This window comes from Streptomyces sp. enrichment culture, assembly GCF_964273145.1.
Taxonomy (GTDB): Bacteria; Actinomycetota; Actinomycetes; order Streptomycetales; family Streptomycetaceae; genus Streptomyces.
Genome location: NZ_OZ186873.1, coordinates 3390842 through 3405381, shown reverse-complemented (window position 1 = coordinate 3405381; position 14540 = coordinate 3390842). Strand labels below are relative to the sequence as shown.

Genomic DNA, 14540 nt, shown 5'->3' with positions numbered 1-14540 from the left:
CCGTCCGGCCGCCGGCCGGGCACCGCCGGGTCACGCTACCGGGCCCCTCCTGGTCGCGGCGCCCGGCCGCCGGCGGCATCGTGCGGGTGTGAGCCACGCCAGCACCCTCGCGCGCCCCGCCGCCGGCGAGCCCGGCGCCGACGGGCGGGTCCGGTCCCGGCCGTCCCCCGCGTGCACCGCGCTCGCGTTGTTCGCCGCCGCGCGGCTGGGCGGCGCCCTGGTGCTGGCCGCGGCCTCCCTGGCCGCCGGGAAGGAGCCGCTCACCCTGCTCGGACGGACCTGGGACTCCCGCTGGTACCTGGACATCGCCGCCCACGGCTACGGCCGCACCCTGCGCTTCGGGTCCGACGTCGTCCAGAGCGACCTGGCGTTCTTCCCGCTCTACCCGGCGCTGGTGCGCGCCGTGAGCACCGTCCTGCCCGTCGGCGGCATGACGGCCGGCCTGCTGGTGTCGTGGCTGGCGGCGGCCGTCGCCGCCTGCGGCCTGTACGCCCTGGGCTCCCGGCTGCACGGGCGGGCCGTCGGCACCGCCCTGGTCGTGGTGTGGGGGCTGCTGCCGCACTCGGTGGTGCTGTCGATGGCGTACACCGAGCCGGTGCTCACCGCCTGCGCCGCCTGGTCGCTGCACGCGGTGCTGACCGGCCGCTGGGTGTGGGCGGGCGCCCTGGCCTGCCTGGCCGGGCTCGCGCGGCCCAACGGCATCGCGGTCGCGGCGGCCGTCGTCGCGGCGGCGGCCGTGGAGCTGTGGCACCTGCGGCACGGCTCCGGCCGCGCCGCCCGCGGGCCGTGGGCGGGCGCCGCGCTCGCCCCGCTGGGCTGGACGGCGTACCTGCTGTGGGTCGGGCACCGCACGGGCGATCCGCTCGGCGGCTACTTCGCGGTGCAGCGCGGCTGGGGTTCGCGGTTCGACTTCGGCCGGGACGCGGTGGGCTCCGTACGGCACCTGGTGCTGCACGGCGACCGGCTCGACGTCGCCATGTCGCTGCTGGTCGTCGCCGCCGCCGTCCTGCTGTACGTCCTGCTGCTGCTGGACCGGGCCCCGCTGCCGCTGCTCGTCCACAGCGGGGTGCTGCTGCTGATCGCGCTCGGCGGGGCGGGCTTCTTCGCCTCCAAGCCGCGCTTCCTGCTGCCGGCGTTCCCGCTGCTGCTGCCGCCGGCGCGGGCACTGGTGCGCACGGCGAGAGCCCGGCCCTGGCACGCCACCGCGGTGGTGGGCGCCCTGGCCGGGCTCTCCTACGCGTACGGCGCGTACCTGCTGGTACTCACCGACACGCCGCTGTAGGGCCGGGGACCGGCGCGCTACTCGCCGCTCTCGCCGTCCTCGGGCTTCTCCGCGCCGTCGACCTCCTGCTCCAGGCCGAGCTGCTCCACCAGCCAGCGGTCGAACTCGATGGCCGCGCGCACCCAGCTGACCGTGGAGGAGACGAAGTGCTCCAGGCTCACGCCCATGCCGATCAGCGTCTGGGCCTCGCCGATCAGGCGGACCGTGCCGTCGTCGTGGGTGTGGGTGTACACCTTGGGCCACAGGGTGCGCCGGTTCCAGTCGTCGATCGACTCCAGCAGCTGCGGCTTCTCCTCGATCTTGTGGGGCCGGTCGTAGAACGTCCGCACCGAGAAGACCTGCTGGTCGCCCTCGCCGCGGAACATGAAGTACGTGCGGAACTGCTCCCACGGCGCCGCGAGGTCACCCTCCTCGTCGACGACGTACTTGAGCTCCATCTGCTCCAGGAGCTGCTTCACGAGGTCCTGGTCCGGGACGACGGGGCCCGCCGGTCCTTGGGGCTGCGGCTCGGGCTGACCCCCGAAGTTCGGAATCGAGGACGGGTCGATGCTCACCGTGATTTTCCCTTCGTACGGATCTCGCCATCCTCCCTCATCCGGGGAGGGGGGTGGCAAGCCCCGGCCGGACCCGCCGCCCGCCGACCGGCCGGATCCGGCCGGTCGGCGGGGGCCCGCCACCCTTCGGGGTGACGGGTACCCCGGATCTACAGCGTCTTCCCGGTGGCCGGGCCCACGATCAGCCCGTCCCCGGCGCGGTCGACGCGGACGGTGTCGCCGTCCTTGATCCCGCCGGAGAGGATCTCCCGGGCGAGGCGGTCGCCGATGGCGGTCTGCACCAGGCGGCGCAGCGGGCGGGCGCCGTACGCCGGGTCCAGGCCCTCCTCCGCCAGCCAGGCCAGGGCCCCGGGCGTGACGTCGAGGTCGAGGCGCCGCTCGGCGAGCCGCTTGGCCAGGCGCTCGATCTGGAGGCGGGCGATGCGCTCCAGCTCGGGCTTGGTCAGGGCGGTGAAGACCACCAGGTCGTCGAGGCGGTTGAGGAACTCCGGCTTGAAGGAGGCGCGGACCACCTCCAGCACCTGCTCCTTCTTCTCCACCTCGCTGGTGAGCGGGTCGACCAGGAACTGGCTGCCCAGGTTGGAGGTCAGCACCAGGATCGTGTTGCGGAAGTCGACCGTGCGGCCCTGGCCGTCGGTGAGCCGTCCGTCGTCCAGCACCTGGAGCAGGATGTCGAAGACCTCCGGGTGGGCCTTCTCCACCTCGTCCAGCAGGACCACGCTGTACGGGCGGCGGCGCACGGCCTCGGTGAGCTGGCCGCCCTCCTCGTAGCCGACGTAGCCGGGCGGGGCGCCGACCAGGCGGGCCACGCTGTGCTTCTCGCCGTACTCCGACATGTCGATGCGGACCATCGCCCGCTCGTCGTCGAAGAGGAAGTCGGCGAGGGCCTTGGCCAGCTCGGTCTTGCCGACACCGGTCGGGCCGAGGAAGAGGAAGGACCCGGTGGGCCGGTCGGGGTCGGCGATGCCGGCGCGGGAGCGGCGCACGGCGTCGGACACCGCCCGCACGGCCTCGGTCTGGCCGATGAGCCGCCGGCCGAGTTCGTCCTCCATCCGCAGCAGCTTCTGCGTCTCGCCCTCCAGCAGCCGCCCGGCGGGGATGCCGGTCCAGGAGGCGACGACGTCCGCGATGTCGTCGGGGCCGACCTCCTCCTTGACCATGGTGTCCTCGGCGACCTCCTCCTCGGCCTGCGAGGCGGCCTCCAGCTCCTTCTCCAGGGCCGGGATCTCGCCGTACAGCAGCTTGGAGGCGGTGTCGAAGTCGCCGTCGCGCTGGGCGCGTTCGGCCTGCCCGCGCAGGTCGTCCAGCTTCTCCTTCAGCTCGCCGACCCGGTTGAGGGACTGCTTCTCCTTCTCCCAGCGGGCGTTCAGGCCGCGCAGCTCCTCCTCCCGGTCGGCGAGGTCGCGGCGCAGCTTCTCCAGGCGCTCGCGCGAGGCCTCGTCGGTCTCCCGGCTCAGCGCCAGCTCCTCCATCTTCAGCCGGTCGACGGAGCGCTGGAGCTCGTCGATCTCGACGGGGGAGGAGTCGATCTCCATGCGCAGGCGCGAGGCCGCCTCGTCGACCAGGTCGATCGCCTTGTCCGGCAGGAAGCGGGAGGTGATGTACCGGTCGGACAGGGTGGCCGCCGCCACCAGCGCGCTGTCGGCGATCTGCACCTTGTGGTGGGCCTCGTAGCGGCCCTTGAGCCCGCGCAGGATCGCGATGGAGTCCTCGACGGACGGCTCGGCGACCAGCACCTGCTGGAAGCGCCGCTCCAGCGCCGGGTCCTTCTCGATCCGCTCCCGGTACTCGTCGAGCGTGGTGGCGCCCACCATGCGCAGCTCGCCGCGTGCCAGCATCGGCTTGAGCATGTTGCCGGCGTCCATGGCGGAGTCGCCGCCGGCGCCCGCGCCCACGACGGTGTGCAGCTCGTCGATGAAGGTGACGATCTGCCCGTCGGAGTCCCTGATCTCCGCCAGGACCGTCTTCAGCCGCTCCTCGAACTCGCCCCGGTACTTCGCGCCCGCGACCATCGCGCCCAGGTCGAGCGAGACCAGCCGCTTGTCCCGCAGCGACTCGGGCACGTCGCCCTTCACGATCCGCTGGGCCAGGCCCTCGACGACGGCGGTCTTGCCGACGCCCGGCTCGCCGATGAGGACGGGGTTGTTCTTGGTGCGGCGGGACAGCACCTGCACCACCCGCCGGATCTCCTGGTCCCGGCCGATGACCGGGTCCAGCCTGCCCTCGCGGGCGGCGGCGGTGAGGTCGGTGCCGAACTTCTCCAGGGCCTTGTACTGCCCCTCGGGATCGGGGGTGGTCACGCGCCGTCCTCCCCTGGCCTTGCGGAAGGCCTCCGTCAGCTTCTTCGCGTCGGCGCCCTGCCGCTCCAGCACCTCCCCGGCCGCGCCGCCCTTGGCGGCGATGCCGATGAGCAGGTGCTCGGTGGACAGGTACTCGTCACCGAGCTCCCTGGCGCGGGTCTGCGCGTCGGCGACGACCGCGAGCACCTCCCGGTTGGGCTGCGGCGGCGCCACCGTGGACCCGGTCACGCTGGGCAGCCCGGCGAGGATGCGCTCCGCGCCGGAGCGCACGGCCGCCAGGTCGGCCTCGACCGCGGCGAGCAGGTCGGTGATGTTCTCGTTGTCCTGCCCTTGGAGCAGAGCCAGGAGCAGGTGGGCGGGGGTGAAATCGGCGTGCCCCTCGGTCACGGCCCGGTTGCTGGCCGCGTTGATCGCGTCCCGGCTCCGGTTGGTCAGCTCGGCGTCCACGTTCGCGTTCTCCTCCTAGCGTCGGCCGGCGGCCACGTCTCCCAGTGCTGACTCAATCAACGTACACAAACTTGAGTCTAATCCACTCAAGGCTGATGCGGGAGGGCGGAGCGGGAGCGGAGCGGCTATGTTCCGGTCCATGGCCACCAGCTACTCGATCGACCCGGGCGCCCCGGACGAGCCGTACCTGCGCTTCTGGCGGGAGCGGCACCTGTGCACGCTGACCACGCCGCGCCCGGACGGCACCCCGCACGTCGTGCCCGTCGGCGTCACCTACGACCCCGCGGCCCGGCTGGCCCGGGTGATCGCGGACAAGTCGAGCGCGAAGGTGGGCAACGTCGCGGCGGCGGGGCCGGAGGGGGCGCGGGCCGCCGTGTGCCAGGTCGACGGGCGGCGGTGGGCGACGCTGGAGGGCCGGGCCCTCGTCCGTACGGAGCCGGAGCGGATCGCGGAGGCCGAGCGGCGCTACGCCGAGCGGTACGGGCGGGTGCCGTCGCCGAACCCGTCCCGCGTGGTGATCGAGATCACGCTGGACCGGGCGATGGGGCGGGGCTGACACCGGCGAATTCAAGTCGGCTCCGCGACCGCCGACCGTCGGGGGGAAACCCCGTGAAACGCCAGCGGCGTCACCGTGTTCAGGTCACGGTGACGCCGCTGCGGGGGGAAGCACCTGAGCGATCTTCTGCGACGGGGGAATCGCGTCAGGCACTGCGGGGGGTGGCCGAGATGGTCCTCACGTCGGGAGCCTCCGGCTGCACGAGCCGGTGGTCCCGCTGGTCCAGGTTCACAAAGATCATTCCGTACCGTACGGCGCACCGCACGGGCCGCGGCGCCCCCCGGGGCCGCCGCAGGCACCGGTACGCCCGCACGTCTCCGTCCTCGTCCCGCGTGACGACGACCGGCTCGCCGAAGACGGTCACCATCAGCGAGTCACCGCTGTGGGGGATGGCGGTGACGAGGTCGATGAAGTGCCAGCCGGAGCGGTAGGCGGTGGCCATCTCGCGCCGGAAGGAGCGGTCGTCAGGTGGAGTCGTCATCTCACGACCAGATGCTGTCGTCCGTACCGGGCTGCACGTCCTCGCCGGCGGGACCGGCGTAGACCACGGGCGCTGACCACACGCTGTCCGCCCGGACGTCGCTCTTCTCGGCGGCGAGGCCGCCCAGGGCCCCGAAGGCCACAACGGCGGAGAAGGCGGCGACAAACACCGAGCGAAGCATTCTCTTAGACATAGTCGGCTTCGTCCTCACTTGAAGGTCCCCTCGTTCCCCCGTCGGATAAGACGATGGCTCATTCAGGCACGTCATCGCCACACAATCGGTGCATCATGTTCCTGCACGTTCAGGACCCTGGGGGGTGGAGATTTGACAACAAATCCGACTAAAGAGTCACACCCCCATCCCATCACCGAACTGTGCGAGGCCGGCAGGCGTCTCTATTCGAACGCCCTGCGGGCGGGGCGCATCGCCCGCACCGAGCTGGGACCCGCCCCCTGCCTGATGGAGTTCGCCCTCCTGCACCCCGATCCCGACGACGCCGACTGGCTGCGGCCCGTGCCTCCCTCGGTGGCCCTGGCGCAGCGGCTCAGCCCGCTCGAACGCGAGATCTCCGAACGCAGGCGCACCTCGATCGAACTGGCCGAGGCCTTCGAGCCGTTCCTGTCCCTGAGTGCCCAGGGCACCGCGCCGACCCACTCGATCACTGTGCTGGAAGGACTCGACCGGATCAACACGGCCCTCGACCTGGCCACCGACCAGTGCCAGAACGAGATGCTCACCGTCCAGCCGAGCGCCCGCCACCCCGAGCACCGGGTCATCGAGGGCCTGGAGCGGGACAGGACCCTCATCGAGCGCGGGGTGCGGATCCGCACCCTCTACCAGCACACGGCCAGGTACAAGCCCGATCGCCTGGCCTACGTGGACCGGTTCGCCAGCGGCAAGGTCGAGTACCGGACCATCGACGAACTGGTGGAGCGGCTCGTCGTCTGCGACGAGACGGTCGCGTTCATCCCCATCCGGGAGGACCGGCAGGTCGCCCTGGAGATCCGGCATCCGGGCCTCGTCCGCTACCTGGTCAAGGTCTTCGAGTTCATGTGGTCCAGGGCCGTCCCCCTCAGCGCCGGCACGCCGTACGAAACCGCCCGCGACGGCATCACCGACATCCAGCACTCCATCGCGAAGCTCCTCGTGGAGGGCCACGTCGACGAGGCCATAGCCCGCCGGCTGGGCATGAACGTACGCACCTGCCGTGCCCACATAGCCAAACTGGCCCAGGCCCTCGGCAGCGGCAGCCGGGCCCAACTCGGCTACCTCATAGCCCAGTCCGGAATCCTGGAGCAGAGCCACCGGGTCGCGCCCACCGGCGCGGCGGACGGGGAACCCGCACGGGAAAGGCCCGTCGGGTGACACCGGCGGCGCACCCGGGCACCGCCCGCCGCGCACCCGCGCCCCCGGCCTCGCGGCCCTCGCCCCGCCGCGGCCGCGCCCGGCCCGTCCACCTCGTCACGCGGTCCGGGATTCCCGGCCGGGGAGACCGGGCGAGGCCACCGAGTGCGGCGGGCTGTCCAGGCCGGCCTGGGCGATCCGGACGCCCAGCTGGGTGCGGCTGGCCGCCCCCAGCGTCTCCGACAGGCGGGCGATGTGCGCCCGGCAGGTGCGGACGCTGATGCCGAGCCGCTCGGCGATGACGGCGTCCTGGTGCCCCTCCGCCAGCAGCGCCGCGATCGACCGCTCCCGGTGGGAGATGCCCTCGATGCCGGTATCGGGGAGCGGGGCGCTCAGCGGGACCGCAAGGCGCCACAGGCGCTCGAAGACGGTCGCCAGGTAGGCGACGAGAGCCGGATGGCGCAGTTCCAGCGCCATCGTGCGGTCGGCGTTGGCGGGGACGAAGGCCACCGTGCGGTCGAAGAGGATGAGGCGGTCGGTGACCTCGTCCAGGGTGCGCGCCTCCACCACGTCGCCCATCAGCTCCAGGTAGGTGAGCAGACCCTGGCCGTGCCGCGCCACGTGCGTGTACAGGTTCCGCATCCGCACCCCGCGCCCGCGCAGCGACAGTGCCCGGTCCAGCCCCTCCGCCAGTTCGTCCTCGCGCCGGATGCCGCCGGGCTGCACGGTGAGCACCTCCGTCGTGCACGCCTGGCTCGCCTCGTCCATCGCGCTCCGGATCCGGGCCAGGCCGTCCAGGACGCGGATCGCGGCGCCCTCCGCGGCGGCCGGGACCGGATGCGCCCGGCGGCCGAGGCTCGCGTACCGCTCGACGGCCGCCACCGCCGAGCCCACCCGGCGCTGGCCGGCGCTGACCTCGTCGTGCACCTCGCGCAGCAGGCGGGTCATGACCTCCTGCGGGGAGGTCGGCACGAGCCAGTCCATGTCGTCGGGGTCGGGGTGCAGCAGGGCGAGGTCCAGCAGGCAGGGCACCGGCTCCGCGTCCCGGCGCGGCACGCGGCCCCGCCGCACGGCCCGGGAGTAGACGCGGTCCCCGGCCTCGCACAGCCGGTCAGCACCGTGTGGATGCTCGTCCGTCCCGTGCCCGGCCATCGCCCGCCCACCCCCGGTTCCAGCCTGTTTCCGCAGCGCAACTATGCGCGGTCGGGAACGGGCGCGCAACACGCCTCCGTCGCCGCGGCACCGGGGCCGCCGCCGACCGGTCCGCGGCCCCGTGCGGCGGTGGAGCCGCCGAGGGGACGGCCGTACGCCGGGGCGAGCGCCTACCGCAGGCCGATCGCCGCGCAGGCGGCCGCGTACGCGTCCGTGCAGATCTCGGAGACCCGGTAGATGCCGTCCGCGACGACGGTGCTCTCGATGTTCGACTTCGTCAGGGAGACGACGGGCACGAGCTGCGCGGGAATGCCCTTGTGGGTGGGGCTGTCGACCTTGTCCTCGGTCAGCGCGTCGAACTGGATGTCCCGCCCCTGGACCCGGGCGACGGCCATCTCCGCGGCGGCCTCCGCCTCCTGCGGGTAGGGCTTGTAGACGCTCATGTACTGCTCGCCCGAGACGATCCGCCGCACCGCCTCCAGATCGGCGTCCTGGCCGGTGACCGGCGGCAGGTCGGTCACGCCCGCGGCCTTCAGCGCCTTGATGACGCCGCCCGCCATGCCGTCGTTGGCGGAGTAGACGGCGTCGATGTTGTCCCCGCCGATGGCGTTGATCGCCTCGGCCATGTTGGCCTCGGCCTCCTCCGGCTTCCAGCCCTCGGTGTCGTAGGACTTGGCGATCGTCACCTTGCCGTTCAGCTGGGAGAGGGCGCCCGCCTTGAACTGCTTGGCGTTGGGGTCGGTGGGCGAGCCGTTCATCATGACGATCCGGGCCGACCCGCCGGCCCTGTCGCCGAGGGCCTCCAGCACGGCCCGGCCCTGGGTCTCGCCGACCAGTTCGTTGTCGAAGGAGATGTAGGCGTCGATCGGGCCCTCGGCCAGCCGGTCGTAGGCGATGACCGGGATGCCGGCGGCCTTGGCCTTGCGCACGCCCTCCGCGACGGCGTGCGCGTCGACGGCGTCCAGCACGATCACGTCGACCCTGTCGTCGACCATCTTCTGCAGCTGCTCGGCCTGCTTGTCGGCGCTCGCCTCGGCGTTGGCGTACTCGACCTTGCCCTGGTGCCGGGTCAGGGAGGCGACCTTCTGCTTGAAGATGGGGTAGTCGAACTGCTCGTACCGCGTGTTCGCCGTCTCCGGGAGCAGCAGACCCACCGTGATGTCGTCGCCCTTGGTCGGGCTTGCCTCACCCCCGCTCTGCGCAGCGTCCAGCACACCGCAGGCGGCCAGCGAGAGAGTCATCGTGGACGCAGCCACGGATATGGCGATACGACGCATGCAGGAGCTCACTTCTGATGCCTTCCGGACACGGGTGCCGCTGTGCACCCCAGGTGACTGAAAAGACAACGCGGCGGCCCCACCCACCGTCAAGCGGAACCACTTAACGAGATGACAACACCACGCTCCGCATACGTTGTGAAGACGGAGCGGAACCGCCCCCCAACTCCCCCCACGTCCCTTCACCCACCTTCAACTTCCTTTACCGTCCACCCACTTCACGTCGGCCCGCACGGCGGCGCGCGCCGTGCGACCGCACCCTGCTCCCGTGAGTCCTGGCCGAGCGGGCGGCGCCGCACCCCTTCGGCACCGTCCGAAGGACCGAATGAACTCGGCCAGGCGCACGTCCGCGCTCGCCGCCGTCGCGGCCCCGGCGGCCACCGGCTGCGCCTTCCCTTCCACCGGCGGCGGTTCCCCGCGGACACCGCCTCTTCCGGCACTCCGCCGAGGACCGGCGCGGCATGCCGTCACGAGGTCCGCGCGCCCGGAGGGGCCGGTGACGGGTCGGCGGGCAACGGGGGGACCGGGTGGGAACACGCCCGCACCACCGGGGAGACGCTGCCGCGAGGTGACCCGGCGGCGGACAGGACGAAGGGGCCCGGAGTCTTCCTCCGGGCCCCTTCACCGCTCGCACCGCGCGTGCGCGGAGCGTCAGTCCGACTGCTGCTGCCGCTTGGGCCGCCACACCACCAGCGCGCTGGTCTGCTGCACCTCCTGGTACGGCACCAGGTCGCGCCGGTAGGAGGCGTGCACCGCCGCCTCCCGCTGGCGCATCGTCGCCGCCGCGCCGTCGAGCGCGTCCTGGAGCTCCTGCACACGGGCCTGGAGCGCGGCGACCTGGTTCTCCAGTTCGATGATGCGCTTGATGCCGGCCAGGTTGATGCCCTCGTCCTGCGACAACTGCTGCACCTGGCGCAGCAGCTGGATGTCGCGGGCCGAGTAGCGCCGGCCCCGGCCGGCCGTGCGGTCGGGGGAGACGAGGCCGAGGCGGTCGTACTGCCGCAGCGTCTGGGGGTGCAGGCCGGAGAGCTGGGCCGCGACCGAGATGACGTAGACCGGGGTGTCCTCGGTCAGTTCATACGGGTTGCGCCGACGGCCGTCCATCTCCATCAAGCTCCCTTCGCCGCCTGGAACAGCTCCGCCCGCGGGTCCTCCCCCGCGGTCGCCTCGCGGTACGCCTCGAGTGCGTCACGAGCCTTCCCCGACAAGTCCTCGGGGACACTCACCTCCACGGTGACCAGCAGGTCGCCGCGGGTGCCGTCCTTGCGGACCGCGCCCTTGCCGCGGGCCCGCATGGTGCGGCCGTTGGGGGTGCCCGCCGGCAGCTTCAGCGTGACGGGCGGCCCACCCAGGGTCGGGACCCGGATCTCGCCGCCGAGGGCCGCCTCGGGGTACGTCACCGGCACGGTGACGGTGAGGTTGTCGCCCTTGCGGCCGAAGACGGGGTGGTCCTTGACGTGCACCACCACGTACAGGTCGCCCGCCGGGCCGCCCCGCTCGCCCGGCGCGCCCTTGCCGCGCAGCCGGATGCGCTGGCCGTCCGAGACCCCGGCCGGGATGCGGACCTGCATCGTCCGGGAGGACTTGGCGCGTCCGGATCCCTTGCAGACGTCGCAAGGGTTCTCCGCGATCAGGCCGCGGCCCTTGCAGTCCGGGCAGGGGTCGGTCAGCGAGAAGCCGCCGCCCGAGCCCCGCGTCACCTGGCCGGTGCCGACACAGGTCGGGCACACCCGCGGCGTGCCGTTCCTGTCGCCGGTTCCCGAACAGGCCTTGCAGGGCGCCTGCGACGACATCCTGAGCGGGACCGTCGCGCCCTCGATCGCCTCCGTGAAGCTGAGGGTGACCTCGGACTCGACGTCCTGGCCGCGCCGCGGCTGGGTGCGCGTGGCGCCCGCGCCGCCGCGGTTGAACAGGCCCCCGAAGACGTCACCGAGTCCGCCGCCGAAGCCGCCGGCACCCTGGCCCTGACCGCCGAACAGGTCGCTCAGGTCGAAGTTGAAGGAGCCGCCGGCACCGGGCCCCGGACGGAAACCGCCGTTGCCGAAGAGGGCGCGGGCCTCGTCGTACTCCTTGCGCTTCTTGGGGTCGCCGAGGACGTCGTTCGCCTCGGAGATCTCCTTGAACCGCTCCTCCGCCTTGGCGTTGCCCTTGTTGGCGTCCGGGTGGAACTCGCGGGCGAGCTTCCGGTACGCCTTCTTGATCTCGGCCTCGGTGGCGTCCTTGGGGACGCCGAGGACCTTGTAGTAGTCCTTCTCGATGAAGTCCTTGGTGCTCATCCCCGACGTCCCTCCTTCCCTGCGTCCGTTATAACGTCAGCCCTCCTCCGGGCCACCGTTCCCCTTGTCCTCCGCGGAGTCCGCCGGTTCCTCGGTGCTCTCCTCGGCCGGCTTGACCGTCTGCGCGCCCGGCTGCGGCTCGGCGACGGCCACCCGCGCGGGGCGGATGACGCGCTCGCCGATGCGATACCCGGGCTGCAGGATCGCCACGCACGTCGTCTCGGTGACGTCCGGGGCGTAGGAGTGCATCAGGGCCTCGTGGATCGTCGGGTCGAAGGGCTCGCCCTCCTTGCCGAACTGCTGCAGGCCCAGCTTGGCCGCGACGGTCTCCAGCGACTCGCCGACGGACTTGAAGCCGCCGACCAGTTCGCCGTGCTCCCGGGCGCGGCCGACGTCGTCGAGCACGGGCAGGAGCTCGGTCAGGAGGTTCGCGACGGCGAGCTCCTTGACCGTGGCCCGGTCGCGCTCGACCCGGCGGCGGTAGTTCTGGTACTCGGCCTGGAGGCGCTGGAGGTCCGCCGTGCGCTCGTTCAGCGCGGTGCGCACCTGGTCCAGCTGGGCCACCAGACCCACGTTCTCGCTCGCGTCCCCGCCCGGGGCCGCCCCCTCCTCAGGGGAAGGGGCGGCGGCCTTCGGCTCGGCGTCGTCGGATTCGGCGCCGGAGGGGACGTCGGGCTTCTCCTCGAAACCCGGGTTCTCCTCCGTCACGCGGCACCGTCCTTCCGCTCCTCGTCGACGATCTCGGCGTCCACCACGTCGTCGTCGGCCTTGGCCTCACCGGCACCGGCGGAGGCGCCGCCGGCGGCCTGCGCGGCCTGGGCGTCGGCGTACATGGCCTGGCCGAGCTTCTGCGAGACGGCCGCGACCTTCTCCGTGGCGGTGCGGATCTCGGCCGTGTCCTCGCCCTTGAGCTTCTCCTTCAGCTCGGCGACCGCTTCCTCGACCTCGGTCTTGACCTCGGCCGGGACCTTGTCCTCGTTGTCCTTGAGGAACTTCTCGGTCTGGTAGACGAGCTGCTCGCCCTGGTTGCGGGTCTCGGCGGCCTCGCGGCGCTTGTGGTCCTCCTCCGCGTAGCGCTCGGCCTCCTCGCGCATGCGGTCGACCTCTTCCTTCGGGAGCGAGGAGCCGCCGGTGACGGTCATCTTCTGCTCCTTGCCGGTGCCGAGGTCCTTCGCCGTGACGTGCATGATGCCGTTGGCGTCGATGTCGAAGGAGACCTCGATCTGCGGGACGCCGCGCGGCGCCGGGGGCAGACCGGTCAGCTCGAACATGCCGAGCTTCTTGTTGTAGGCCGCGATCTCGCGCTCGCCCTGGTAGACCTGGATCTGCACCGACGGCTGGTTGTCCTCGGCCGTGGTGAAGATCTCCGAGCGCTTCGTCGGGATCGTGGTGTTGCGCTCGATCAGCTTGGTCATGATGCCGCCCTTGGTCTCGATGCCCAGGGACAGCGGGGTGACGTCGAGCAGCAGGACGTCCTTGACCTCGCCCTTGAGGACACCGGCCTGGAGCGAGGCGCCGATGGCGACGACCTCGTCCGGGTTCACGCCCTTGTTGGCCTCCTTGCCGCCGGTCAGCTCCTTGACGAGCTCGGCGACGGCGGGCATGCGGGTGGAGCCGCCGACGAGGACGACGTGGTCGATCTCGTTGATGGAGATGCCGGCGTCCTTGATGACGTTGTGGAACGGCGTCTTGCACCGCTCCAGCAGGTCCGCGGTCAGCTGCTGGAACTGGGCGCGGGTCAGCTTCTCGTCGAGGTGCAGGGGGCCCTCGGCGGAGGCGGTGATGTACGGCAGGTTGATCGAGGTCTCGGTGGACGAGGACAGCTCGATCTTCGCCTTCTCGGCGGCCTCGCGCAGGCGCTGGAGCGCCATCTTGTCCTTGGACAGGTCCACGCCGTGACCGGACTGGAACTGCTTGACCAGGTAGTCGACGACGCGCTGGTCCCAGTCGTCACCACCGAGGTGGTTGTCGCCGTTGGTGGCCTTCACCTCGACGACGCCGTCGCCGATCTCCAGCAGCGAGACGTCGAACGTACCGCCGCCGAGGTCGAAGACGAGGATGGTCTGGTCGTCCTTGTCGAGGCCGTACGCCAGGGCGGCGGCCGTCGGCTCGTTGACGATGCGCAGCACGTTCAGGCCGGCGATCTCGCCGGCCTCCTTGGTGGCCTGGCGCTCGGCGTCGTTGAAGTACGCCGGGACGGTGATGACCGCGTCGGTCACCTTCTCGCCCAGGTAGGCCTCGGCGTCCCGCTTCAGCTTCTGCAGCACGAAGGCGCTGATCTGCTGCGGGTTGAAGTCCTTGCCGTCCAGGTTGATCTTCCAGTCGGTGCCCATGTGGCGCTTGACCGAGCGGATGGTCCGGTCCACGTTGGTGACCGCCTGGCGCTTGGCCACCTCACCCACGAGCACTTCGCCGTTCTTGGCGAAGGCGACGACGGACGGCGTGGTCCTGGCGCCCTCGGCGTTGGTGATGACGGTGGGCTCGCCGCCCTCCAGAACGCTGACGACGGAGTTAGTCGTGCCCAGGTCGATGCCGACCGCACGTGCCATGGTTGATTCCTCCAGCTGACTTGAGTGGAACAGGCTCAAGTGTGCCTGAGGGCTCCGCTCGGGTCAACAGACCTGAGCCAACTGGACTCAACTCTTATCCGCTTCTTACACGCAACCGCGCGTTGACCTGGGAATACCTGAAGTGAAGGCGCGGAGAAACCCGAAAACCCGTCGCCCGCCACCCCCACCGACCCCCGGCGGCGGGTCCGCACACCGGACGGCGACGGGCCGAGCATCCCGCTTTGCGGCGTTTGCCAGAATGGGGGTGCCCGCCCACCCCGGCACCACGCCTCGACCGCGCGTCCGACCGCCCCTGGGCCG

The 14540-nt window shown here is 71.8% G+C and carries 13 protein-coding genes; 3 read left to right on the top strand and 10 right to left on the bottom strand.

Annotated features, from left to right (window positions below; translation table 11 throughout):
* Positions 1-88 precede the first annotated feature (88 nt).
* Positions 89-1282, top strand: coding sequence for a hypothetical protein (locus tag ACSU6Z_RS15345; protein ID WP_437046126.1), 1194 nt, complete (start codon positions 89-91; stop codon positions 1280-1282).
* Between the two features lie 17 nt (positions 1283-1299).
* Here ACSU6Z_RS15345 and ACSU6Z_RS15340 read toward each other — a convergent pair whose 3' ends face one another.
* Both ACSU6Z_RS15340 and clpB read right to left on the bottom strand, forming a co-directional pair.
* Positions 1300-1836 (bottom strand): YbjN domain-containing protein, encoded by a 537-nt coding sequence (locus ACSU6Z_RS15340; RefSeq protein ID WP_437046125.1) that lies wholly within the window; start codon positions 1834-1836, stop codon positions 1300-1302.
* Between the two features lie 149 nt (positions 1837-1985).
* Positions 1986-4583: an ATP-dependent chaperone ClpB gene (clpB, locus tag ACSU6Z_RS15335; protein ID WP_437046123.1), complete on the bottom strand. Its 2598-nt coding sequence runs from the start codon at positions 4581-4583 to the stop codon at positions 1986-1988.
* Positions 4584-4722: 139 nt separating this feature from the next.
* Here clpB and ACSU6Z_RS15330 point away from each other — a divergent pair, with 139 nt between their 5' ends.
* Positions 4723-5139 carry a pyridoxamine 5'-phosphate oxidase family protein gene (locus ACSU6Z_RS15330; protein WP_437046122.1) on the top strand — a complete coding sequence of 139 codons (417 nt, stop codon included), beginning with the start codon at positions 4723-4725 and terminating at the stop codon, positions 5137-5139.
* A 145-nt stretch (positions 5140-5284) separates the two neighbouring features.
* On the opposite strand, the gene ACSU6Z_RS15325 is transcribed toward ACSU6Z_RS15330, so the two are convergent.
* The gene (locus ACSU6Z_RS15325; protein ID WP_437046120.1) at positions 5285-5620 is read right to left on the bottom strand and encodes a hypothetical protein; all 336 of its coding nucleotides are present in this window, start codon (positions 5618-5620) and stop codon (positions 5285-5287) included.
* 1 nt (position 5621) lies between these two features.
* Complete coding sequence (locus ACSU6Z_RS15320) at positions 5622-5801, bottom strand: hypothetical protein (protein ID WP_437023124.1); 180 nt, start codon at positions 5799-5801, stop codon at positions 5622-5624.
* Positions 5802-5945: 144 nt separating this feature from the next.
* On the opposite strand from ACSU6Z_RS15320, the gene ACSU6Z_RS15315 reads away from it, so the two are divergent.
* Positions 5946-6986 carry a helix-turn-helix transcriptional regulator gene (locus tag ACSU6Z_RS15315; protein ID WP_437046118.1) on the top strand — a complete coding sequence of 347 codons (1041 nt, stop codon included), beginning with the start codon at positions 5946-5948 and terminating at the stop codon, positions 6984-6986.
* Positions 6987-7082: 96 nt separating this feature from the next.
* On the opposite strand, the gene ACSU6Z_RS15310 is transcribed toward ACSU6Z_RS15315, so the two are convergent.
* The 6 genes from ACSU6Z_RS15310 to dnaK form a co-directional block, all read right to left on the bottom strand.
* A complete protein-coding gene (locus ACSU6Z_RS15310; RefSeq protein ID WP_437046116.1) occupies positions 7083-8117 on the bottom strand; it encodes a LuxR C-terminal-related transcriptional regulator in 1035 nt (344 codons plus the stop codon).
* A 170-nt stretch (positions 8118-8287) separates the two neighbouring features.
* On the bottom strand, positions 8288-9406 hold the full coding sequence (locus ACSU6Z_RS15305) for a sugar ABC transporter substrate-binding protein (RefSeq protein ID WP_437046114.1): 1119 nt from the start codon (positions 9404-9406) through the stop codon (positions 8288-8290).
* A 639-nt stretch (positions 9407-10045) separates the two neighbouring features.
* Entirely contained in the window at positions 10046-10498 is a 453-nt protein-coding gene (locus ACSU6Z_RS15300; RefSeq protein ID WP_437050325.1) for a heat shock protein transcriptional repressor HspR, read from the bottom strand.
* A 5-nt stretch (positions 10499-10503) separates the two neighbouring features.
* On the bottom strand, positions 10504-11670 hold the full coding sequence (gene dnaJ / locus ACSU6Z_RS15295; RefSeq protein WP_437046112.1) for a molecular chaperone DnaJ: 1167 nt from the start codon (positions 11668-11670) through the stop codon (positions 10504-10506).
* A gap of 36 nt (positions 11671-11706) precedes the next feature.
* On the bottom strand, positions 11707-12378 hold the full coding sequence (grpE, locus tag ACSU6Z_RS15290; protein WP_437046111.1) for a nucleotide exchange factor GrpE: 672 nt from the start codon (positions 12376-12378) through the stop codon (positions 11707-11709).
* On the bottom strand, positions 12375-14219 hold the full coding sequence (dnaK, locus tag ACSU6Z_RS15285) for a molecular chaperone DnaK (protein WP_437017773.1): 1845 nt from the start codon (positions 14217-14219) through the stop codon (positions 12375-12377). The genes grpE and dnaK overlap by 4 nt, the downstream gene beginning before the upstream one ends.
* Between the last annotated feature and the right edge of the window lie 321 nt (positions 14220-14540).